The organism is Rhodoferax bucti (assembly GCF_005876985.1).
Lineage (GTDB): Bacteria > Pseudomonadota > Gammaproteobacteria > Burkholderiales > Burkholderiaceae_C > Allorhodoferax > Allorhodoferax bucti.
The window spans coordinates 547,467-570,245 of sequence record NZ_VAHD01000002.1 but is presented as its reverse complement, the minus strand read 5'-3'; the positions used below and the strand labels follow the sequence as shown (position 1 = coordinate 570,245).

24 protein-coding genes are annotated in these 22,779 nt (G+C 59.1%); 9 read left to right on the top strand and 15 right to left on the bottom strand.

Annotation, left to right across the window (positions count from 1 at the left end; translation table 11 throughout):
* Together FDM28_RS09305 and FDM28_RS09300 are read right to left on the bottom strand one after the other, a co-directional pair.
* Nucleotides 1–522 carry a TRAP transporter small permease subunit gene (locus FDM28_RS09305; protein ID WP_138514865.1) on the bottom strand — a complete coding sequence of 174 codons (522 nt, stop codon included), beginning with the start codon at nt 520–522 and terminating at the stop codon, nt 1–3.
* Nucleotides 519–1,025, bottom strand: coding sequence for a gluconokinase (locus tag FDM28_RS09300; RefSeq protein ID WP_240791961.1), 507 nt, complete (start codon nt 1,023–1,025; stop codon nt 519–521). Before FDM28_RS09300 ends, FDM28_RS09305 begins: the two co-directional genes overlap by 4 nt.
* Nucleotides 1,026–1,202: 177 nt before the next feature.
* Between FDM28_RS09300 and gntR the strand changes: the two genes are divergently transcribed.
* Nucleotides 1,203–2,225 (top strand): HTH-type transcriptional regulator GntR, encoded by a 1,023-nt coding sequence (gene gntR, locus FDM28_RS09295; RefSeq protein WP_138514864.1) that lies wholly within the window; start codon nt 1,203–1,205, stop codon nt 2,223–2,225.
* Nucleotides 2,226–2,232: 7 nt separating this feature from the next.
* On the opposite strand, the gene FDM28_RS09290 is transcribed toward gntR, so the two are convergent.
* The gene (locus FDM28_RS09290) at nt 2,233–2,697 is read right to left on the bottom strand and encodes a DUF2917 domain-containing protein (RefSeq protein ID WP_138514863.1); all 465 of its coding nucleotides are present in this window, start codon (nt 2,695–2,697) and stop codon (nt 2,233–2,235) included.
* A gap of 128 nt (nt 2,698–2,825) precedes the next feature.
* Here FDM28_RS09290 and FDM28_RS09285 point away from each other — a divergent pair, with 128 nt between their 5' ends.
* The 4 genes from FDM28_RS09285 to FDM28_RS09270 are packed head-to-tail and all read left to right on the top strand — an operon-like array spanning nt 2,826 to nt 6,527.
* Nucleotides 2,826–3,827: a LysR substrate-binding domain-containing protein gene (locus FDM28_RS09285; protein ID WP_240791960.1), complete on the top strand. Its 1,002-nt coding sequence runs from the start codon at nt 2,826–2,828 to the stop codon at nt 3,825–3,827.
* A gap of 35 nt (nt 3,828–3,862) precedes the next feature.
* Complete coding sequence (locus FDM28_RS09280) at nt 3,863–4,450, top strand: SH3 domain-containing protein (protein WP_138514861.1); 588 nt, start codon at nt 3,863–3,865, stop codon at nt 4,448–4,450.
* Nucleotides 4,450–5,415 carry a M48 family metallopeptidase gene (locus FDM28_RS09275; RefSeq protein WP_240791959.1) on the top strand — a complete coding sequence of 322 codons (966 nt, stop codon included), beginning with the start codon at nt 4,450–4,452 and terminating at the stop codon, nt 5,413–5,415. Before FDM28_RS09280 ends, FDM28_RS09275 begins: the two co-directional genes overlap by 1 nt.
* Nucleotides 5,415–6,527, top strand: a complete 1,113-nt coding sequence (locus FDM28_RS09270) for a lipocalin-like domain-containing protein (protein WP_138514860.1) — start codon at nt 5,415–5,417, stop codon at nt 6,525–6,527. Before FDM28_RS09275 ends, FDM28_RS09270 begins: the two co-directional genes overlap by 1 nt.
* Before the next feature lie 86 nt (nt 6,528–6,613).
* Here the strand turns inward: FDM28_RS09270 and FDM28_RS09265 are convergent, their stop codons facing one another.
* Entirely contained in the window at nt 6,614–7,450 is an 837-nt protein-coding gene (locus tag FDM28_RS09265; protein WP_240791958.1) for an alpha/beta fold hydrolase, read from the bottom strand.
* 188 nt (nt 7,451–7,638) lie between these two features.
* On the opposite strand from FDM28_RS09265, the gene FDM28_RS09260 reads away from it, so the two are divergent.
* From FDM28_RS09260 to FDM28_RS09245, 4 genes are all read left to right on the top strand, one after another.
* Nucleotides 7,639–9,417, top strand: coding sequence for an ABC transporter transmembrane domain-containing protein (locus FDM28_RS09260; RefSeq protein WP_138514859.1), 1,779 nt, complete (start codon nt 7,639–7,641; stop codon nt 9,415–9,417).
* 102 nt (nt 9,418–9,519) lie between these two features.
* Entirely contained in the window at nt 9,520–9,717 is a 198-nt protein-coding gene (locus tag FDM28_RS09255; protein ID WP_138514858.1) for a hypothetical protein, read from the top strand.
* A gap of 16 nt (nt 9,718–9,733) precedes the next feature.
* A complete protein-coding gene (locus FDM28_RS09250) occupies nt 9,734–10,135 on the top strand; it encodes a hypothetical protein (RefSeq protein ID WP_138514857.1) in 402 nt (133 codons plus the stop codon).
* A gap of 102 nt (nt 10,136–10,237) precedes the next feature.
* Nucleotides 10,238–11,566 (top strand): Glu/Leu/Phe/Val family dehydrogenase, encoded by a 1,329-nt coding sequence (locus FDM28_RS09245; RefSeq protein ID WP_206021942.1) that lies wholly within the window; start codon nt 10,238–10,240, stop codon nt 11,564–11,566.
* A gap of 39 nt (nt 11,567–11,605) precedes the next feature.
* On the opposite strand, the gene FDM28_RS09240 is transcribed toward FDM28_RS09245, so the two are convergent.
* Genes FDM28_RS09240 through nuoG form a run of 11 tightly spaced genes read right to left on the bottom strand, consistent with a single transcriptional unit; the run spans nt 11,606 to nt 22,774 of the window.
* Nucleotides 11,606–12,103 (bottom strand): DUF1178 family protein, encoded by a 498-nt coding sequence (locus FDM28_RS09240; protein WP_138514856.1) that lies wholly within the window; start codon nt 12,101–12,103, stop codon nt 11,606–11,608.
* A gap of 24 nt (nt 12,104–12,127) precedes the next feature.
* The gene (locus tag FDM28_RS09235) at nt 12,128–12,727 is read right to left on the bottom strand and encodes an NUDIX domain-containing protein (protein ID WP_138514855.1); all 600 of its coding nucleotides are present in this window, start codon (nt 12,725–12,727) and stop codon (nt 12,128–12,130) included.
* On the bottom strand, nt 12,720–13,019 hold the full coding sequence (locus tag FDM28_RS09230) for a DUF2818 family protein (RefSeq protein ID WP_138514854.1): 300 nt from the start codon (nt 13,017–13,019) through the stop codon (nt 12,720–12,722). The genes FDM28_RS09235 and FDM28_RS09230 overlap by 8 nt, the downstream gene beginning before the upstream one ends.
* 35 nt (nt 13,020–13,054) lie before the next feature.
* A complete protein-coding gene (gene nuoN, locus FDM28_RS09225) occupies nt 13,055–14,545 on the bottom strand; it encodes an NADH-quinone oxidoreductase subunit NuoN (protein ID WP_138515230.1) in 1,491 nt (496 codons plus the stop codon).
* 24 nt (nt 14,546–14,569) lie between these two features.
* On the bottom strand, nt 14,570–16,045 hold the full coding sequence (locus FDM28_RS09220; RefSeq protein ID WP_138514853.1) for an NADH-quinone oxidoreductase subunit M: 1,476 nt from the start codon (nt 16,043–16,045) through the stop codon (nt 14,570–14,572).
* A 12-nt stretch (nt 16,046–16,057) separates the two neighbouring features.
* Nucleotides 16,058–18,073, bottom strand: coding sequence for an NADH-quinone oxidoreductase subunit L (nuoL, locus tag FDM28_RS09215; protein WP_170211684.1), 2,016 nt, complete (start codon nt 18,071–18,073; stop codon nt 16,058–16,060).
* Nucleotides 18,074–18,077: 4 nt separating this feature from the next.
* Nucleotides 18,078–18,386 carry an NADH-quinone oxidoreductase subunit NuoK gene (gene nuoK / locus FDM28_RS09210; RefSeq protein WP_138514852.1) on the bottom strand — a complete coding sequence of 103 codons (309 nt, stop codon included), beginning with the start codon at nt 18,384–18,386 and terminating at the stop codon, nt 18,078–18,080.
* Nucleotides 18,383–19,021 carry an NADH-quinone oxidoreductase subunit J gene (locus FDM28_RS09205; protein ID WP_138514851.1) on the bottom strand — a complete coding sequence of 213 codons (639 nt, stop codon included), beginning with the start codon at nt 19,019–19,021 and terminating at the stop codon, nt 18,383–18,385. The genes nuoK and FDM28_RS09205 overlap by 4 nt, the downstream gene beginning before the upstream one ends.
* Nucleotides 19,022–19,046: 25 nt before the next feature.
* Nucleotides 19,047–19,565, bottom strand: a complete 519-nt coding sequence (gene nuoI / locus FDM28_RS09200) for an NADH-quinone oxidoreductase subunit NuoI (protein ID WP_138514850.1) — start codon at nt 19,563–19,565, stop codon at nt 19,047–19,049.
* 12 nt (nt 19,566–19,577) lie between these two features.
* Nucleotides 19,578–20,654, bottom strand: coding sequence for an NADH-quinone oxidoreductase subunit NuoH (gene nuoH / locus FDM28_RS09195; RefSeq protein WP_138514849.1), 1,077 nt, complete (start codon nt 20,652–20,654; stop codon nt 19,578–19,580).
* Nucleotides 20,651–22,774 carry an NADH-quinone oxidoreductase subunit NuoG gene (gene nuoG, locus FDM28_RS09190; protein ID WP_138514848.1) on the bottom strand — a complete coding sequence of 708 codons (2,124 nt, stop codon included), beginning with the start codon at nt 22,772–22,774 and terminating at the stop codon, nt 20,651–20,653. The genes nuoH and nuoG overlap by 4 nt, the downstream gene beginning before the upstream one ends.
* Between the last annotated feature and the right edge of the window lie 5 nt (nt 22,775–22,779).

The following is a 22,779-nucleotide window of genomic DNA, read 5'->3' as shown; positions in this document are numbered from 1 at the left end:
TTATTCCACTTCGGCGGTATGGCCCAGGTCCAGCGGGGCGCGTTGAATCAGCTCCCACAAGGCCATCGCACCGATGGACAAGGAGCACAAGAAAGCGGGCAGCGGCAACAGCGCCGTGGGATAGGCCAGCACGACCGAGTAGCTGTCCAGCCCCACCACAATTTGCTGCCAGGCCCCCCGGCCCAGCAGCACACAGGCCAGCAACACCAGCACGCGGATGAGCGCGGTGACCAGCGTCAAGGCCAGCGGGTGGCGCTGCAACAAGCCGACCAGGCTGGTAAACGCCATGTGCTCACCGGCCGGGTAGGCCGCCGTGGCGCCGATGAAGACCATCCAGACGAACAGCAAACGCGAAAGCTCTTCGCTAGCGGCCACGCCGCTGCCAAAGCCGTAGCGCAGCACCACATTCACAAACACCGACAGGGCCATGACCCCGAGGCAAATCGCCATCAGCACATTGGTGGTGCGGACAAATCCGCTGGTGCGCGCCGATTGGTCCGGCGCAGCGTGGGGGGTGCTCATAAAGTCTCCTCAAAAGTCGCCAGCCATTCGGTAATGGTGGCTTGCAATGCATCCAGCGGCAGGGTGGCATCCAGCGTCAGAACGCCGGCCTCACCCACAGGGGGCTGCAAGGTGGCGAACTGGTTGTCCACCAGGCTGGTCGAAAAAAAGTGGCTGGCCGCCCGCGCCGTAACGCGCGCCTGGGCCTCGGCCTGGGTGATTTCCAAAAACACAAACAGCAAACCCGGCTCGGCCGTGCGCAGGCGCTCGCGGTAACTGCGTTTGAGCGCGGAGCAGGTCACCACTGCACCCTGCGGATGCCGGCGGATTTGCTCGCCCAAGGTGGCCAGCCAGCCCTCGCGGTCGGCGTCGGTCAGGGCAATGCCTTGCTGCATCTTGCTGCGGTTGGCGGCGCTGTGGTGGTCATCGCCCTCTACCAGCGGCATGCCGGTGGCTTCAGCCACGCGCGCGCCGACGCTGGATTTGCCACAGCCCGCCACCCCCATGATCACAATCGATTTCATAGCTTTCTTTTTGGATAGCGCTATCCAAACTATTTCAAAAAAAATGCAGCATGCCCGCCAAACGCAGTTTCATGCAGCGCAGTCAGACGATGCGGGTTAGTACCTTGGTACACCGTCTTTGGATAGCGCTATCCTATGAGAAGATTTGCAAAACCCTTTCAGTAGTTTCCCTAGTCCATGAACCACCCACTCCGGCCCCGCGCTACCGGCCGCGTCACCTTGTCCGATGTGGCCCAGTTGGCGGGCGTGAGCCCGATCACGGTGTCCCGCGCCCTGCGGGGGGAGCGCGCCGTGGCACCGGAGCTGGTGGCCAAAGTGCGTGCAGCGGCCGACACCTTGGGCTACGTGCCCAACCCGGCAGCGCGGGCTCTGGCCTCCGGGCAGAGCAGCCATGTGGCGGTGCTGATTCCGATGCTGTCCAACGCCTTGTTTGTGGATCTGCTGGAGGCCTTGCAACAATCCCTGCGGCATGCGGGTTTTCAAACCCTGATCGGCATCACCCACTACGACCCCAGCGAAGAGGAAAGCCTGTTGCGCGAGCAACTGCTGCACCGCCCCGCCGGGTTGGTGGTCACCGGGCTGGAGCGGCATGACAGCACCCGCCAGCTCATCGCCCAAAGCGGCGTGCCCTGCGTGCACCTGATGACGGCCGACGCCCCCGAAGGCGCCCACTGCGTGGGCTTTTCGCAAAAAGACGCCGGGCGGGACATGACCCGCCACCTGCTGGACCGCGGCTACCGCCGCATTGCGTTTGCCGCAGCCCAGCTGGACCCGCGCACCCTGCAGCGGTTGGATGGCTGGCGCAGCGCCCTGCAAGACGCCGGGCTGCATGACGAGGTGCTGGAGTGGCTGAACCCGGCGCCCTCGTCGCTAGGCCTGGGTGCCCGCATGTTTGAACAAATCATGGGGCAGACGCCGCCGGTGGACGCCATCTTTTTTTGCAATGACGACCTCGCGCAAGGCGCCCTGCTGGCCGCCATGCGCATGGGCGTGGCCGTGCCGGAGCGGGTCGCGATTGCGGGCTTCAATGATCTGACCGGCAGCGACCAGATGGTGCCGCCCTTGACCACGGTGCGCACCCCGCGCGCAGAAATCGGCCATGCGGCCGCGCAGATGCTAATTGCATTGATGCACGGCGACCGCATTCCTGCGCCCGCCGTGAACCTGGGCTATGCCCTGCAGGTGCGGCAGAGCACCTGAAAAAGAATCAAGGCGCGTTGGACTCCAACCCGCGCAGCACCTTGCCCCGGCCTGCCGTCAATAACTCGGCATAGCCTGCCAAGCCCGCGAGCAAGCGCCCCATGGCGCGCACCACCAAGGCCAAGCCGTGGCCAATGTCGCGCAGCGGCTGCACCACATTGGCCTGCCAGCGCGTGGCCATGCAGTTCTCGGGCTGCGGCACCCATTCGAGTTGAATGCCATCTTGCCCTTTGTACGCCCACGCCTCCACCACCACGCGCTGCCCGGCGCGCAGTCGCAAGTCATGGCCCAGGGCCACAAAGTGGTCCCCGGTCTCGGTGAGCGGGGTGTGGCGCGACACATCCAGCGTCGCCCAGGCCCGGCCACTCACCACCCGCAGCACACCCGCCGTGCGCGGCTTGATCGTGACGGCCTGACCTTGCGGCAAGGACCAAGTAGACAAAGGGCTGGTGGATGGGCTTAGCGATGACATGGAAAACTCCTTGAAAAGTGTGGATGGGCCAACGAATGATCCGCCCGGTGCCCCTTCACCGTCCAATGAAATCGGGCTATGCTATTCATTCCGATCACGCATCAATCACCCTAGCCCGCTCCAGCACCATGTCTGACGCCATTGCCCCGAACACCGAAATCCGTCTGCGCACCCGCCCGATTGCCGTAGGCCACTTGCGTGCGCTGGAGGCGGTGGCCCGCCACCTCAATTTCCGGGCGGCGGCCGAGGAACTGGCCTTGACGCAAAGCGCGGTGAGCCGGCAGATTCAGGCACTGGAGGAAGAGGTGGGCGTGCCCTTGTTTTTGCGCCACACCCGCGCGGTAGAGCTCACCGGGGCGGGCGGGCAATTGTTGCGTGCGGCGGTACCCTCGCTGGAGCGCATTGACTCGGCGGTGCGACAAATCCGGCGCACGGCGGGGCGCAAAAGTGTGGCCATTTCCACCTGGGCGTCGTTCGCCTCGATGTGGCTGATCCCCCGGCTGGAAGCCTTTCAGGCCGAGTACCCGGACATCGACATCCGCATCGACGCCACCGACAACCCGGTGGACCTGGACACCAGCGATGTGGACTTGGCCATCCGCTACACCCAGCCCGGCAATGTGAGCACAGATGCGGTGCGCCTGTTTGGCGAGCAGCTCACGCCGGTGGCCAGCCCCTGGCTGCTCAAAAGCGGCGCGCCCTTGCGCAAAGCCGCCGACTTGGCCCGCTTCGCGCTGCTGGAAGCCAGCGACACCCACCGCGTGCAAAACCTGGAGTGGCTCACCTGGCGCCGCTGGCTAGAGATCAACCAGCAACCGCGCCTGGAACCCAAGCGCTGGATGTATTTCAACTACGCCCACCAGATTGCCCAAGCCGCCCTCACCGGCCAGGGCATTGCCCTGGCCCGCATGCCCCTGGTGGCCGACAGCCTGGCCAGCGGGGACTTGGTGGAGGTGCTGCCCGGCGGGCGCATCGACACGCCCATGGTCTACTGGCTGCTGGTGGGCGCGCGCAACAGCGGCCGCCCGGAGATACAGGCCTTTTGCGATTGGTTGCTCGCGCAGGCAGCCATCACCCGCACGGCGATTGGCGAGGTGCCCGACCCCGAGACGCAGGCCCATCCGGACTGATTGCCGTGGTCCGCTGCTTGCCGGACAATGCCGCCATGCCCCACACCCCATTTTTTCGCAGCCTGGTCATGGCACTGGCCTTGGGTGCCGCACCGCTGGCTTGGGCCCAGAGCGATGCCCTGGTGACCAAGCGGCCCAGCCCCCTGCGCGACGCACCGGCTGACACCGCCGGGACGCTAGCCACCTTGCCCGCACAAACCGCCCTCACCCGCCTGCCGGCTCGCCAAGGGCCCTACCTGCAAGTCAAGCTCGCCAATGGCAGCACCGGCTGGGTACACCTGTTTGACGTGAACAGCCCCACCGAACAAAGCAGCCTGGCCGCCACGGCTACCGGCGCGCTACGGGGACTGAGCAGCCTGTTTGGCCGCAGCCCCGCCAGCACCAACAACACGCCCACCGCCACCGTAGGCATCCGTGGCCTGGGCGCTGAAGACATTGCCAACGCCCAGCCCAACACCGCCGCTTTGGCGCAAATGGAAGCCCAGCGTCAGGACGCAACCCAAGCCCGCAGCTTTGCAAGCAGCGCCGCCTTGCAGGCCCACACGGTAGAGCCGCTACCCGTCCCCGCGCCCCCGGCCCCACCCGCCGGGCCGGCCGGCCGCCGCATGGAGAGCAACAATTGATGCGCCACCAACTCCACGCCATGGCCCACCACGCCACCCCACGCCATGCCGTCCTGCGCGCCGTCTGCGCCGCAGCGCTCACCGTGCTCTGCTGCCTGCCCGCCGCCCATGCCCAAGACCCCGGCAAAGCGCTGGGCAACCTGTTTCAAAACTTGCTCAAACAAGGCAGCGCGGCACCTGCTGTGAGCACGAATGCCTCCAGCGCCCAGCCTGCGGACCTGGCGGGCCTGCTGAGCCAGTCGATTGAGCAAATCGACGAGCCCAAAGAAATTGAAATGGGCAAGCAGCTCGCCGCCGTGCTGCTGGGCGCCAAGCCGCTGCTGGCTAACCCGGCGCTGCAGCGTTATGTGAACCGGCTGGGCCGCTGGATTGCGCTGCAATCCGCCCGGCCTGACCTGCCCTGGACCTTTGGCGTGCTGGACGACGCCGGCTTCAACGCCTTTGCCGCGCCCGGGGGCTATGTGTTTGTGACCAAAGGCCTGCTGGACGCGCTCAACGACGAGTCCGAGCTGGCCGGCATCCTGGCGCACGAAATCCAGCACGTGGTGGGCAAGCACCACCTCAAGGCCATGCGCAAAAGCGCCCAGGCCGGCCTGCTGACCAGCGTGATTGCCGCCCGCCTGAGCGACCGCACCAACGGCGCACTGCACGGCCAGCTGCTGATGCTGGGCAAAGACATTTACGCCATAGGCTTGGACCAGAGCGACGAACTGGAGGCCGACCGCGTGGGCGTGACCCTGGCCGCCCGCGCCGGCTTTGACCCCTACGGGCTGGTTGCAGTGCTGCAAGGCTTGCGCACCGCAGCGCCGGACAACCCTATGTTCAGCCTGCAGCTCAGCACCCACCCGCCCACGCAAGTGCGGCTGGACCAGCTGGAACAGGCCATGGGCCAGCGCCTGGATGCTTACGCCGGCAAGCCCACGCTGACCATTGCCCAACGGCTGGCGCGTGGCGTAGGCCGCTGATGGGCTTGCACCGCCGACACCTGCTGCTGGCACCCGCCCTAGCTGGCGTGTTACCACCGGCGCACGCCCTGCCCCGCACCACCTTGCGCTTTCCGCGCGATGCGGGCAGCCATAACGACTTCAACACCGAGTGGTGGTACATCACCGGCTATGCCCAGGTGCCGGCCTCGAGCAAGGCACCGCGCCTGTTGGGCTTTCAGCTCACTTTTTTCCGCAGCCGGGTGGCGTCCACGCAGGGCATGCAATCGCGCCTGGCAGCGCGCCAGCTGGTGTTTGCCCACGCGGCGGTGACCGATGTGGATGGCAAAAAGCTGTGGCACGACCAGCGCATGGCCCGCTGGTCCGGCGAGGCACCGGGGCGCAACCCGGCCGACACCGCCCATGCCAGCAGCACCGACACCGCTGTCACCCTGCGCGACTGGCGCTTGCAGCGCGAGGGCCAGGATTTGCACGCCACCATCGTGGGCAACGATTTTGCGCTGGACCTGCAGTTTCACGCCAGCCAGCCGGTGCTGCTACAAGGGGTGGACGGCCTCTCCCGCAAAGGGCCGGAGGACAAGCAGGCCAGCTACTACTACAGCCTGCCCCAGCTGCAAGCCCGGGGCAGCATCCGTTTGCAAGGCCAGACGCATACGCTGCAAGCCGACAGCACCGCCTGGCTGGACCACGAATGGAGCCAGGAAGTGCTGCACCCGCAAGCTGTCGGCTGGGACTGGATCGGCATCAACCTGTTTGACGGCAGCGCGCTCACCGCCTTTCAGCTGCGCGACAAGGACGGCCGCGCGATGTGGGACGGCGGCTCCTACCGGAGCGGCGCCACGCCGGGCCACTACCAGCGCTACGCTTTCACCCGGGGCGAGGTGCAGTTCCAGGCCCTGCGCCGCTGGACGAGCCCGCTGAGCCAAGCCAGCTACCCGGTGGAGTGGCGGGTGCGCACACCGGCGGACTTCTACACCGTCAAAGCCGTGCTGGACAACCAGGAGCTCGACAGCCGCAACTCCACCGGCGCCATCTACTGGGAAGGCCTGTGCGAGGTGTGGGACAGCAACCAGCGCCTGGTCGGCCGGGGCTACCTGGAGATGACCGGCTACGCCAGCAAGCTCCAGCTCTGAGCCCACTTATCTGCTATGAAATCAGGAGCTGTTCGCGCAGATAAAACGAGGGCTAGCGGCCAATTTGGCACTCAAGCGCTGTTTGCCTAGTGCCTTGCCATCTTGCGGCGCTCGCGCCCCGCGAGCCAACGCAGCACCAGCGCATGAAAGGCCTCAGACTGCTCCAGCATCACCCAATGCCCGCAGCGCAAGCCGTGGGCGGCACCGTCTTCCGAGGCGCGCAGGGTGTGCACCCAGCGGGGGGAGTGGAACATGAAGGGCTTGCGCTCCCCGAACACATAGAGCACCGGGCACTGCAGCTGCACTTGCTGCGTTTTCAAACCGCCACGCAGTTGGAACCAGCGCATGGCGTAGGGGTAGTTCATCTGCCAGTGCACCTCGCTGACAGGTATGGGGCAGCGCAGGGTGGCCGCCATCCAGCGGGTCATGCGATTGGCCAGACCGCCATGCAGATAGCGGCCCACGGCCCAGGCAGTCGCCAGCCAGAGCTGGTAGCCCAACACCGAGAACTTTTGACCCGGTGTGAGCACGCTGGTGTAGGCCCGCGCGTTGTAGTCGCCAATGTCCACCGCCACCACCGCTTCTACGCGCTGCGGCAGGCGCATGGCCAGCTCGTACCCGAAGATGCAGCCCCAGTCGTGCAGCAGCAGCGTGACCGGTGCGCGCGGGCTCACCACATCGAGCACGGCTTGCAGGCGGCGGACCATATCGTCCACCGTAGGCACCGGCGTGGCACCCGAAGTACTACCCACCTCAAAGCCCGGCAAAGTGAGCGTCACGCAGCGGTGAATGACGGACATTGCCCGCACCGTGCCATCCCACACGCGCCGGGTGTCCGGCCAGCCATGGAGCATGACCAGCGTGCGCGGGCCATTCCCCTCCACATGGATTTCCATGCCTTCTATCTGCAAAGTTTGCGTCACCACAAGCTCCTCCACTTTTTTCTTCTAGCTTACATCGACATTCACGCAACAAAGTGAAACAAACCGAAATTCAGGCGCTATAAAAGCCATAGCTACTTGCGCAATACTTGCGGGCGCTGGCGCGTATTTGCCATTGCCACTATTGCGCCGCCCCCACGACCTGCCGAACCGCCCCCACCTGCACCCCCATGAGCACCTCTGACCGTCCCAAATCCAGCAACCCCCAATCCCTCTCCGGCCTGCTGCCGTTTCTGCGGCCTTACCGGGCACGCATCGGCATGGCGCTTGTGTTTCTGGTGCTGGCCGCAGGGGCCACGCTGGCCTTTCCGGTGGCCCTGCGCAGCCTGATTGATGGCGGGCTGGTGCAGGCCGACAAAGGCGCGCAGATGATGGCCTTGCGCGGCCACTTTGCCGCCCTGTTTGCGGTGGCGGTGGCGCTGGGCCTGTTTTCGGCGGCGCGCTTTTACATGGTGAGCTGGCTGGGCGAGCGGGTCACGGCCGACCTGCGCAACGCGGTGTACAGCCATGTGCTCCAGCAAAGCCCGGAATTTTTTGAGACCACGCAAACCGGCGAAGTGTTGTCGCGCCTCTCGGCCGATACCACGCTGGTGCAAACGGTAGTGGGCTCCTCACTCAGCATGGGGCTGCGCAATGCGGTGATGGGCGTGGGCGCTTTGGGCGTGCTGGTGTGGACCAACCCGCTAGTCATGCTGCAGGTGCTGGTGGTGTTGGTGCTCATCGTGCTGCCCAGCCTGTGGTTCGGGCGCCGGGTGCGCAAGCTCTCGCGGGCCTCGCAGGACCGGGTGGCAGACTCCAGCGCCATCGCGGCCGAGGTGTTGAACGCCATTCCCGTGGTGCAAAGCTACACCGCCGAGGCGCGCGAGACCCAGCGCTTTGTGACCTCGACTGACAACGCCTTTGCCACCGCCACCAAGCGCAGCCTGATGCGCTCGGGGCTGGTGGCCTTCATCATCATTGCCACCTCGGCCGCGCTGCTCTGGGGCTTGTACCAAGGCACGCAGGCAGTGGCGGAGGGGCGCATTACCGCAGGCCATCTCGGGCAAACCGTGGTGTATGTGATCATTCTGGCCAGCGCGTTTGCGGTGCTGGGCGAGGTCTACGGCGACCTGCTGCGCGCGGCAGGAGCTACCGAGCGGCTGATGGAGTTGCTGAACACCCAGTCGCCTATCGTTTCACCTGCAAATCCGCTTCTGGCGCCCGCCCCCTCTGCGGGAAGCGCTATCAAATTTGAAGCAATCAATTTTCACTACCCTTCCCGCCCCCAGCAGCAAGCGCTGCAAAATTTCAGCTTGGACGTACAACCTGGGCAGACCGTGGCCATCGTGGGCCCCAGCGGCGCGGGCAAGAGCACGGTGTTCCAGTTGCTGCTGCGTTACTACGACGCGCAGAGCGGCAGCATCGCGCTCGACGGGGTGGAAACACGCCAGCAAGCCCTGCAAGCCTTGCGCCGGCGGGTAGGCATCGTGCCGCAGGACGCCGTCATTTTCTCGAGCAGCGCGCTGGAAAACATCCGCTACGGCAAACCCGACGCGTCGGATGCGGAGGTGAAAGCCGCAGCGCAAGCGGCCTTTGCGCACGAGTTCATTGAAGCGCTGCCCGAGGGCTACAACACCTTTTTGGGTGAACGCGGTGTGCGCCTCTCCGGCGGGCAGCGCCAGCGCATCGCCATTGCCCGCGCCATGCTCAAAAATCCGCCCTTGCTGCTGCTGGACGAGGCCACCAGCGCGCTGGACGCCGAGAGCGAGCGCATGGTGCAGGCCGCGCTGGAAAGCGCCATGCGCAACCGCACCACGCTGGTCATAGCCCACCGCCTGGCCACAGTGCAAAAAGCCGATTTGATCGTGGTGCTGGACCACGGCGTGCTGGTGGAGCAAGGCACGCATGCGGAGTTGGTGGCGCGCGGCGGGGTGTACGCGGGCTTGGCGGCGCTGCAATTCAACGCCTGAGCCGGGCAGATTGCGCCCTATCAGTTTTCAATACGCCGCAATCGGTTGATAAAAGGGGGTTAGACCTCCTAAAATCGGGCTTTCCCCACCCCGGAGGTCCGCATGGAAATTTCACGCGCCAAAGTGCAGCAACCTGAACAGGTGCAAGCCGCGAAAAGGACCGAGGCCATCCAGCGCGAGGCGGTCCAAAAACAAGCTGCGTTAGAACAAAAACCAGCCCAAGCACAAGAAGCGGAGCGCAAGCCGGTCGTCAACGGCCAGGGCCAGACCATCGGCACCCGCCTGAACGTGAGCGCCTGACGCGCCCTCCTCCGCCATGGCCATTGCCGCCACCAACAGCGCCACACCGTCTCTGCAGGCGACCTTAAGCAAGGCACGCCTGGAGCAGGCCAAGCGGGAGGCCGACAGCGCCCAAATCAAGGTAGAGACGCTGCAGCAACAAACCGAGCAGGCGGAGCAGGACCTGCAAGTCAAACGCGAGAATGTGCAAGAACTGGCCGGCCGCACCGCGCTGCAAGACAGCACTTACGTGGGCCAGTTGCGGGCTGCCAAATCAGCAGTAGCCCCTGCAACACAAGACTTTTTAGTACGCATGTACGCAGCGGCATCGTCCAAATTTGCAGCCAGTGGCAATGCGTTGAAAACCAGCGTGGCGGCCCGCCCGTTTGTCAATACGCAGGGGCAAGCAACCGGGCGCATTGTCGACATCAGCGCCTGATCGTTATTATTTTTTTGCATAGTTAGCAAATGAAGTGGCCTTGGACAGGTCGTCACCGCGCGCCTACATTGCGGACCTTGACGACAACTACAAGGAGCATTCATGTCGCAGCACCCCGGCGCCCACACGGCGTCTTCCGTGACCCCCGCAGCCAACACCCATGCGCTGCCCTCATACCTGCAGGCCGATCACCTCGGCCCGTGGGGTATTTACCTGCAACAAGTGGACCGTGTCACGCCCTACCTCGGACACCTCGCCCGCTGGGCTGAAACCCTGAAGCGCCCCAAGCGCGCACTGATCGTGGACGTGCCCATCCAGCTCGACAACGGTACCGTCGCCCACTTTGAGGGCTACCGCGTGCAGCACAACACCTCCCGCGGCCCGGGCAAAGGAGGGGTGCGTTTTCACCAGGACGTGACCTTGTCCGAGGTGATGGCTCTTTCTGCCTGGATGTCTATCAAAAACGCTGCCGTCAATGTGCCCTACGGGGGTGCGAAGGGTGGCATTCGCGTCGACCCCAAAACGCTGTCGCTGGGTGAGCTGGAACGTTTGACGCGCCGCTACACCAGCGAGATCGGCATCATCATCGGGCCGACCAAAGACATTCCAGCGCCGGACGTGAACACCAACGAGCAGATCATGGCGTGGATGATGGACACCTACTCCATGAACGAAGGTGCCACCTCCACCGGCGTCGTCACCGGCAAGCCGATTGACCTCGGTGGTTCGCTGGGCCGGCGCGAAGCCACTGGTCGTGGTGTTTACACCGTGGGGGTAGAAGCAGCGCGGCATTTGGGCCTGGACATCAGCCAGTCGCGGGTGGCGGTGCAAGGTTTTGGCAACGTGGGAGGCATCGCTGCCAAACTGTTTGCGCAAGCAGGGGCCAAGGTGGTCGCGGTGCAAGACCATGGCGGCACTATCTATCGGGAGGCAGGCCTAGATGTGCCGGCCTTACTCACCCACGTCGCACGACATGGCACCGTTGGCGGCTTTGCCGCGGCAGAGCCCTTGGATGCCAATGCGTTCTGGGACGTGCCTTGCGAAATCCTGATTCCAGCGGCGCTGGAGCAGCAGATCACAGCAGCCAATGCCCACCGCATTCAGGCCAAGCTGGTCATAGAAGGCGCCAACGGCCCGACCACGCCCGCTGCGGACGACATTCTGCAAGACCGCAACATTCTGGTGGTACCGGACGTGATTGCGAATGCAGGCGGGGTCACCGTGAGCTACTTTGAGTGGGTGCAGGATTTCTCCAGCTTTTTCTGGAGCGAAGACGAAATCAATGCCCGCCTAGTGCGCATCATGAAAGAAGCGTTTGCCGGAGTGTGGGAAGTAGCGCAAGACCACAAAGTCAGCCTGCGCACTGCGACCTTCATCGTGGCGTGCAAACGGATACTGCATGCACGCGAATTGCGCGGTTTGTACCCGTAATACCTGCAGCAGCTGGCACTCTGCCGCTGCAGTGAATCATTACTGCAGCGGTTTTTTCAGATGCTCGGGGATGGGGAGCGCTACCAAGGCAATCCCCTCTTCGACGAGTTCCCGAGCCTCGTCCGGTGTGGCCTGACCACGGATACCACGCTCTTCTGTCTCGCCATAGTGGATGCGTCGGGCCTCTTCTGCAAACCGGTCTCCCACATCATCGGTAGTGGCGACGACATGCTTGGCGACCTGCACCCACGCCTGGTGCAACGCTTGTTGGAGCTCCGGACTTAGTGGGGGCAGCTCTACCGGCGCATTGCCAGCGAGCTGTGCAGCGCCAGGAGCTTGGTGGTCCTGAGGCTCAACAGGGGGTTTGGCGCCGGACAAATTTAAACGCGGTGCGCTCAGCTTCTTGTGAACAGAGGCATCGCCACATACAGGGCAAGCAACCAAAGCGCGCGCACTTTGCGACACGAAGTCTTGCTCAGAAGCAAACCAGCCTTCAAAGGTATGGCCGTACGAACACTGAAGATCCAACACTTTCATGGACAGACCCGTCTGCAATAGGCCTTAAACCGGAGCCACCCAATCAGGTGCCCAGCGCCCGGATTGGTAGTGCTGAAGCCAGAGTGCTGCTGCGATCGTTTTGGCATCCGTCACGTGGCCGCTGATGCACCAAGCGATCAGCTCGTCTGCCGTGGCCGTAAAAACATCCAAAAACTCACCGCTGTCCAATTGACGCTCGCCGGCGGCCAAACCACGCGAGAACCACACCTCAATGAATTCTGTGGAGTAGGCAATGACCGGGTGAATGACACCCGCTTTGGCCCAAGCCGAGGCGGTGTATCCGGTTTCCTCGTGCAACTCCCGCTGCGCGCAACGCTGGGTGGCCTCGCCGGCGTCCAGCTTGCCAGCCGGAAATTCAATCATGACCTGCTGAACTGGGTAGCGGTATTGCCGCTCCAGAACGACCCGGAGGGGCTGCCCAGCCTCTTCCACCAAGGGGATGATCATGACAGCGCCGGGGTGCACCACATATTCACGCGTCGCAACCGACCCATCGGGTAGCGCCACCGTATCTCGCAGTGCGTGAAGAAAACTGCCCTTGACTAACTCTTGACTGGAAACTTGGGTTTCCCGCAAATGGGCGTCTTGCCCCGGGTCAATCATGTTGCTTCAACAGGTAGCGGTATACGAAACCAGGAAATGCAAAGGTGAGGAACAAGGTGGCGGTGATGGCGTAAAACTCCCACCCCTGAGGTGCAATTTGCCCTGCATTCTTCTCGAGAAGCAGCCCCAAACCGCCCACCAAAAAGTAAAAAGCGAGCAACTCCAACAAGCGTATGCCCAGCGTTTTACGACCTCTCTGGGTAACTCCAAACCACCGGCTAGAAAAAAATGGGAAATTCGCGGCCAGCAAAGCAATGAGCAATAGCACTGGTATCGAGAGCGAATTCCCCATGGTGTGATGTAGACGTACGGCGGAAGGAATACCGCTTACATGCCCAACATCTGGCGCACCGAGGATGCGCACAAGGCCATCAAGCTGCCGGGGGCCAGGCCAAGAATCAGCACCAAAGCACCGTTGATAGTCAGGACTACGCGCACATCCGCAGGCGCGCTCACTGTCGTGACGGTGATGGGCTCATCGAAATACATCACCTTGACCAAACGCAAATAGTAAAACGCACCAATCAAAGACATGAGCACCGCGAAGATGGCCATACCCAAGTGAACCGGCTGACCAGACACCACCAAGGACTGCAACACCGAGAGCTTAGCATAAAAGCCCACCATGGGTGGAATGCCCGCAAGCGAGAAGGCACAGATGGCCATGACCGCTGCGTACAAGGGACTGCGCTGGTTCAGGCCGGCGAAGTCAGAGATTTCTTCGCTCTCGAAACCTTCCCGGGACAACAGCAGAATCACTCCGAATGTCGCCAGTGTCGTCAGCACATACGTGATGACGTAGAACATGGACGAGCTGTAGGCATTGGCGGCAAACGTGACCGCATCACCATTCACAACACCGGACATCAAACCCAGCAAGACAAAACCCATCTGGGAAATCGTCGAAAACGCGAGCATACGCTTCAGGTTGGTTTGTGCAATCGCTGCCAGGTTACCAATCAGCAAAGAACCTACCGACAAGACCATCAGCATTTGCTGCCAGTCACCGGCCAAGGGACGCATACCCTCTACCAACAAGCGGATACAAATCGCAAAAGCTGCCAACTTGGGAGCGCCACCAATCATCAGCGTCACTGCGGTGGGCGCGCCCTGGTACACATCAGGAATCCACATATGGAAGGGAACCACACCCAACTTGAAAGCCAAGCCAGCCACGATGAACACCAATCCAAACACCAACACGTCAGGACGGATTTGGCCGCTGGAGATGGACTTGAACAGTTGGGTAATGTCCAAGGTGCCGGTTGCGCCGTACAGCATGGACATACCATACAACAAGAAGCCGGAAGCCATCGCACCCAACACAAAGTACTTCATGGCAGCCTCTGTGGCAGACGCATTGTCACGGCGAAGGGCAACCAGTGCATACGCAGACAGCGTCAACAACTCCAGGCCCATATAGGTCAGCAAGAGGTTGTTGGACGAAATCATCACAAACATGCCCAACAAAGAAAGCATGTTGAGGGTGAACAGCTCTCCGCCGCGCAGCATGTCGCGATGGCTGGCGTACGGACGTGCGTACACCAAAGACACCATCACGGCAATCGCAGCAAAACATTTGAGCCAATTGCCCATGGCATCGCTGACCACCATGTTGCCAAAGCCGTAGTAAGTCTGGCCAGCGACCGCCAAATTGGCCTCGAGTACAGCCACTACTGCCAAGGTGAGCATCGTCAGCACATAGGTGCCGTTCCGCAAGGGAGTTTTCACACCGAGATCAATCAACAGGATGGCGCAAGCCATCACCATCAAAACGATCTCGGGGTACACCGTGATCCAACTGATTGTGTCAATCATCATTCGTCTCTCAATTCAGTTTGATCAGTTCAATTTGGAAATAGCAACGTGCTTGAGCAATTCCGCCACAGACACATCCATCACATCCGTGAAAGGCTTGGGATACAAGCCCATGGCCAGCACCGCAACAGCCAACAAGCCCAGCATCAGGAACTCGCGGGCATTGATGTCCGTCAGCTCCTTCACGTCGTCATTGGTCACAGGGCCGAGGTAAACGCGCTTGAACATCCAGAGGGTGTAGGCGGCACCAAAAATCAGGGCGCTGGCAGCAGCGAAACCGATCCAGAAGTTGAACTTCACGGCACCCAGAATCACCATCCACTCACCGACGAAGCCAGCTGTTCCCGGCAAGCCGCAATTGGCCATGGCAAACAGCAGTGCAAACGCTGCAAACTTCGGCATCCTATTCACGACTCCACCGTAGCTGGCAATCTCCCGGGAATGAACGCGGTCGTACAGCACGCCGATGGACAAGAACATGGCACCCGACACAAAGCCGTGCGCAATCATCTGCACCAAGCCACCGGACACGCCCAGGTCATTGAAGATAAAGAAGCCCAAGGTAACGAAGCCCATGTGAGCCACCGACGAGTACGCCACCAGCTTCTTCATGTCTTGCTGCACCATGGCAACCAGCCCGACATACACCACAGCAACCAAAGAGAGCGCGACCATAAAGCCACCCCACTCATGAGCGGCATCCGGCGCGATGGGCATCGAGAAACGCAAGAAACCGTAAGCACCCAGCTTCAACATGATGGCAGCCAACACTGCAGAGCCACCGGTGGGCGCTTCAACGTGCACGTCGGGAAGCCAGGTGTGCACAGGCCACATCGGCACCTTCACCGCAAATGCTGCAAAAAAAGCGAAGAACAACAACGTCTGTGCGGTTTGCCCTAAGGGAAGCGCGTGCCACTTGGCCAGATCAAAACTGCCGCCCGATTGGGTGTACAAGTAAATCAGCGCAATGAGCATCAATAGGGAGCCCAACAGCGTGTACAGGAAGAACTTGAAAGCCGCGTAAATCTTGTTAGGACCACCCCAAATGCCGATGATCAAGTACATCGGAATCAGCGTTGCCTCAAAAAAGACATAGAAAAGCATGCCATCGAGTGCTGAAAACACGCCGATCATCAAGCCGCTCAGGATCAAGAACGCACCCATGTACTGGTTCACGCGCTGGGTAATCACCTCCCACGCTGCGATCACCACGATAACGGTGATGAAGGCCGTCAAAGGCACGAACCAGAACGAAATACCGTCCAAGCCCAAGTGGTAATTGATATTGAAACGCTCAATCCACGGCAAGTTCTCCACAAACTGCATGGCAGCCGTAGAGTTGTCGAATTGGCTATACAGAGGCAACGTCAGCAAGAAACTGATCAATGCACCCATCAAGGCAACCCAACGAACGGCCTTGGCTTGTTCGTCGCGGCCCAAAGCGAGAAGTAGCACACCAAACGCGATAGGCACCCAGATAGAAAGGCTCAACAAACCCATATTATTTTTCTCCTACTTGAGCCAGACGAAATACGTCATCAATACAAACACTCCCAAAATCATGATGAGTGCGTAGTGATACAAATAACCAGATTGAGCCTTGCGTACCAGGCCGGAGAACAAGCCCACGAGCTTCCAAGCACCATTGACTACGGCACCATCAATCAGCGTCTGATCGCCGACTTTCCACAGACCAGTTCCCAACAAACGGGCACCACGCGCCAGAATGTTCTCGTTGATCCAATCCAGGTAGTACTTGTTCTCCAGCAAGGTATACACCGGCTGAGCGAACCGCTTGATCGCAGCAGGGATGGCCGGGTACATCATGTAGAACACGTACGACATCGCAACACCCGCAATCGCCAACCAGAGCGGCAAGGTAGAGAGCGAATGCATAGCCATCGCCGACGCACCATGAAACTCCGCAGACAACTCTTCCATGGCAGGGTGAAGCTCGTGGTTGACGAAAATCACACCCTTGAAAAAGTCTCCATGCAACATGGGCTCGATCGTGAAGTAGCCGATCAACACCGAGGGAATGGCTAACAACACCAGTGGTACCCAAACGACCCATGGCGACTCATGAGGATGTGCATCGTGGTGGCCGTGTCCGTGGTCGTCACCGTGATGCGCATCAGGATTTTGATCGAAGCGCTCTTTGCCGTGGAAGACCAGGAAGTACATCCGGAAGGAATAGAACGCGGTCACAAAAACACCCGCCAACACGGCGAAGTTCGCAAAACCAGCGCCAGGCAAGTGGCTTGCGTGCACCGCCTCGATGATGCTGTCTTTGGAGTAGAACCCTGAAAAGAAAGGCGTTCCAATGAGAGCCAGAGAACCCAGCAAGGAGGTAATCCAAGTCACAGGCATGTACTTACGCAAGCCGCCCATCCAACGAATATCTTGGTTGTGGTGTACCCCCATGATGACGGAACCCGCACCAAGGAATAACAACGCCTTGAAAAACGCGTGAGTCATAAGGTGGAACACCGCCACCGAGTAGGCAGATGCACCGAGTGCCACCGTCATGTAGCCCAGCTGGGACAAGGTGGAGTACGCCACTACGCGCTTGATATCGTTTTGGATGATCCCGAGGAATCCCATAAACAGCGCAGTGATAGAGCCAATCACCAAAATGAAATTCAATGCGGTATCGCTCAGCTCAAACAGCGGTGACATACGAGACACCATAAAGATGCCAGCAGTAACCATGGTCGCCGCGTGAATCAGCGCGGAAATAGGTGTGGGACCTTCCATCGAATCCGGCAACCACACATGGAGAGGGAACTGGGCAGATTTACCCATCGCGCCAATGAACAAACAGATGCAGATTACGGTCACCAGCATCCAGTCGGTACCTGGAAAGACCAAAGCGGACAGATCGGAAGTTTTCGCAAACACTTCGGTGTAGTTGAGACTTCCAGTGTAGGCACCAATCAACCCGATACCCAAAATGAAGCCAAAGTCACCCACCCGATTGACCAAGAACGCCTTCATATTCGCAAATATCGCGGTCGGTTTGTTAAACCAGAAACCAATCAACAAATACGACACCAAGCCCACCGCTTCCCAACCGAAAAACAACTGCAGCAAGTTGTTGCTCATCACCAGCATCAACATGGAGAAGGTGAACAAGGAAATGTAGGAGAAGAAACGGTTGTAGCCCTCGTCCTCTTCCATGTAACCCACCGTGTAAAGGTGAACCATCAGAGAAACGAAAGTGACGACACACATCATCATGGCGGTGAGCGAGTCGATCAGGAAGCCCACTTCCATCTTCAAACCACCCACCGTCATCCACGTGTAGATGGTTTCATTGAAATGCGCGCCGTCGGTCACGACGGATTGCAAAGTCAAGGCAGACAAGACGAAGGCAATAAACACCCCCAGAATTGTCAAACTGTGACTGAGCTTGCGCCCAATCCAGTTACCGCCAAACTTGGTACCGAATACACCCGCGAGCAAAGCGCCTGCCAACGGCGCAAGTGGCACAGCCAGCAGTGTGGATGCAGAAAGGGTCTGACTCATTCGATTAACCCTTCAAGGTATTGAGTTCATCCACGCTGATGCTGGACTTGTTGCGGAACAACAGCACCAGAATCGCGAGACCAATCGCGGACTCCGCAGCGGCCACGGTCAAGATGAAGAAAACAAAAATCTGCCCGTGCATATCGTGCAGGTAATGAGAGAAAGCTACGAAATTGGTATTCACCGCCAACAGCATTAACTCAATCGCCATCAACAAGACAATCAAATTACGGCGATTAAGAAATATACCGACGACTGACAGTGCGAACAGCATCGCACCCAATGATAAAAAATGGCCCAGGGTCAATGTCATGCTTTTGGCTCCAATTCTTCGACTACGGGTGCTACAGCTGCTTGGGTGACATCCATCTTCACCACCGTCATCCTGTCCGCGGATCGCACACGCACTTGGTCGCCTGGGGACACATACTTGCTGTCTTTGCGCGCACGCAAGGTAAGCGCAATCGCTGCGATCATGGCTACAAGCATAATAGCTGCGGCTACTTCCAGTTGCACCAAGTATTGGGTAAACAACAACTTGCCGAGCTCCTTGGCGTTGCTGCCTTCAGCAACCACATGGGCGGTATTCGGGTCATCAACCAAGCGAAATCCACCCATCAAAACAGCGGCCATTTCCAAGGCAATCACAACCCCCACGATGGCAGCCAAGGGGAAGTGTTTCCAGAACCCGACGCGCAAATTCTCGACATTGATGTCCATCATCATCACGACGAAGAGGAAGAGCACCATCACAGCGCCAACATAAACCAGCACCAGCGTAATAGACAAAAACTCTGCTTTCAACAGCATCCAAATCATGGAGGCTTGGAAGAAAGTCAATACCAAGTACAAGGCCGCATGCACAGGGTTACGGGCGGTGATGACTCGGAACGCTGCAAAAAGCAACACCGCAGAAAAGACGTAAAAAAGTCCAGTCGTTACATTCATGATTCAAGGGCTTTCTTGCGGCTAATCAACGGTACTTGGCATCTGCCTGCTTGTTCGCGGCAATTTCGGACTCGTATCGATCACCCACTGCCAACAGCATGTCTTTGGTGAAATACAAGTCACCGCGCTTTTCACCGTGGTATTCCAAAATATGAGTCTCTACGATGGAGTCGACCGGACAGCTCTCTTCGCAAAAACCGCAAAAAATACATTTGGTTAAATCAATGTCGTAACGGGTCGTACGGCGCGAACCGTCGTCACGAACATCAGATTCAATGGTGATAGCCATTGCAGGGCATACAGCCTCACACAGCTTGCAGGCGATGCAGCGCTCTTCTCCGTTTTCATAACGGCGCAGTGCATGCAGGCCCCGGAAGCGCGGCGAGAGAGGTGTTTTTTCTTCCGGAAACTGGACCGTCACTTTACGACGGAACAAATAACGTCCGGTTAATGCCATCCCCTTCATCAACTCCAACAGAAGGAAGCTGGATAAAAAGTCCTTCAGCGAAAAGGCAGGCGTAGAGCGTTGAATAGTTGTAGTCATGTCGTATTCCCCTCAATTCCAAATATTGAAGGGCGTCTGCATCCAGATGCCAATAACCAGCAGCCAAACCAGCGTGACTGGAATGAATACCTTCCAGCCCAAACGCATGATTTGGTCATAGCGGAATCGGGGGAAGGTAGCGCGCACCCAAATGAACAGGCTGACCATGAAGAAGGTTTTGGCGCCTAGCCAAATCCAACCGGGAATAAAGTCCAACGCCGCAATCGGAGAATACCAACCACCCAAGAACATGACGGTGGCCAGAATGGATACCAGCCACATGTTCACGTATTCAGCCAAATAGAACATCGCAAACGACATACCTGAATATTCGACCATGTGGCCAGCGACAATTTCCGCTTCACCTTCCACCACGTCGAAAGGATGCCGGTTGGTTTCTGCCAAACCGGAAATGAAATACACCACAAACACCGGCAACAAGGGGAGCCAGTTCCAAGAAAGGAAGTTCAGCCCCATGTCAGCGAATTGGCCCTTGCCTTGCCCCAACACAATATCCGTCATGTTCATGGACCCGGCAATCATGAGCACGATCACCAAGCAAAAGCCCATCGCAATTTCATAACTCACCATTTGGGCGGAGGCTCGCAATGCACCCAAAAACGAGTACTTGGAGTTGGAAGCCCACCCCGCAATCACCACACCATAGACTTCCAATGACGTAATGGCCATCAAAAATAGCAGGCCTGCATTGATGTTCGCCAGCGCCACATCAGGACCGAAAGGAACCACCGCCCATGCGGCCAACGCTGGCATGATGGTCAGAATGGGGCCAATAAAGAACAGTCCCTTACTTGCCGCCGTAGGAACAAGAATTTCCTTTGTCAACAACTTCAAAGCATCTGCAATGGGCTGCAACAGGCCTCCGGGGCCCACCCGGTTGGGACCCACACGAACTTGCATCCATCCGAGGTATTTGCGCTCCCACAAAGTCAAATAGGCCACGGCGCCCATCAAAGGCAGCACCAACACAACAATCTTCAGGATTGTCCAAATGACCGGCCAAACCAGACTGGCCCACAGAGGGGCAGCAATCAGACCTAGACCGAAGTTGTAAATAGCGTCGATCATGCCGCCACTCCTTGTGCGGCACGCGCGTCTGCTGTTAACTGCAAAGACGTTGATCTGCGTACCAATCCATCCAATTGATAAATACCCGCCACCGCAGGGCGAACCTCCGCAGGAGCCGTATCCACAGCGCCATTGCATGCATTGTTGAGTCGATCAGCACGAACAAATGTCCCGTCGACATCTGCGATACCTGCGGCAGACAAGATTTCTTGCGTGGACTCGTAATTCATGCCGGAAATATCCAGCAAATTAGCCAGAACGCGCAGAACCTTCCAAGCAGGACGCGTTTCGCCCAACGGCTTCACCACCGCATGGAAACTTTGCAGGCGTCCTTCGGCATTCACAAAAGTACCAGGAGTCTCCGTAAACGGAGCAATAGGCAACAGCACATCACTGAATGCCATATTGGCCTTGAAAGGACTCAAGGTCACTACCATTTCAGCACCCATTAACCCATGCTTGGCCGCAGCGCCGGTTGCCGAATCAAAGTCAGGCTCAACATTCAGCAAAATGGCTGCTTTGAGAGCGCCAGTCAACATCTGCCCTGCATGAAAGCCACCAATTGATGGAGTTGCGCCCACGGCATAGGCGCCCACTGTGTTGGCCGCTTCTGTGAGATAGCCCACAGTTGCACCCGTTTGAGCGGCAATCCAATTCGCCAGAACCATCAAGCTCCCGGCTTTCGCATGGTGCGCAGCGGCGTTGCCCAACAAAATAGCTTTACGTTCGCCGCTTAGCAGCGAAGCGGCCATCTTTTTTGCCGCTTCCGTTGCAGTGCCGGATACAGGCGCCACAGCGCCGGTTTGTTCCGTAACAGCAGTTGCCACGTCGGCCAACGCTTGAACCCAGACAGATGACTCGACAACTTGGGTACCGGCCAAAGGCAATGCCCAATCAGGTGCCGCATCAACTATCGCATGCACCTGTGCACCTACCTTTGCCGCCTGACGAATACGCTGAGCGAACAAAGGATGATCTTTGCGGAGATTTGAGCCGATCACCAGTACACGTTGCAACGCACTGAGAGAAGCAATGGATGTTCCCAAATAAGGAGCTCCATCAACGGACGTAAAGTCTGCATGACGCAAACGGAAATCAATGCTTCCAGAACCTACACCATTGAGTAACCCCTTGGCGAGGTACAACTCCTCCACAGTGCTATGCGGACTCACCAAGGCGCCTATAGCGTTCGCGCCGTGGGTAGTTTTGATTTGCTTCAGACCGTTGGCAACGTATTCCAGCGCAGTTTGCCAATCCACAGATTTCCATTCACCGCCTTGCTTGATCATCGGAGATGTCAGGCGGTCCGAGCCATTCAATGCTTCGTAAGAAAAACGATCCCGGTCAGCAATCCAGCATTCATTGACGGCTTCGTTCTCCAAAGGAACGACGCGCACCACTTGATTGTTTTTGACTTGAACAATCAAATTAGCACCTGTGGAATCATGGGGGCTCACCGACTTACGGCGCGACAACTCCCAGGTGCGGGCGCTATAACGGAAAGGCTTGCTAGTCAGCGCACCCACGGGGCAAATGTCAATCATATTGCCCGAGAGCTCAGAATCTACGCTTTGACCAATGAATGTCTCAATCTCAGCGTGCTCTCCACGGTGAGACATGCCCAACTCCATCACACCGGCAACTTCTTGGCCAAAGCGCACACAACGGGTGCAGTGAATACAACGGCTCATTTCCTCCATGGAGATCAGAGGGCCCACTTCCTTGTGAAATACAACCCGCTTCTCTTCTTCATACCGTGAGGAAGATCCACCGTAACCTACCGCCAAATCCTGCAACTGGCACTCACCGCCCTGATCGCAAATGGGGCAATCCAATGGATGGTTGATGAGCAAGAACTCCATCACGGATTTTTGTGCCTTGATGGCCTTATCGCTCTTGGTACGAACGATCATGCCGTTGGTCACAGGTGTTGCACAAGCGGGCATCGGCTTGGGCATTTTTTCCACGTCGACCAGACACATGCGGCAATTTGCCGCAATGCTCAATTTCTTGTGATAGCAAAAATGGGGGATGTAGGTGCCTGCCTTATCGGCAGCATGCATCACCATGCTGCCTTCGGCGATTTCCACCTTTTTGCCGTCGAGTTCGATTTCAATCATCTTGT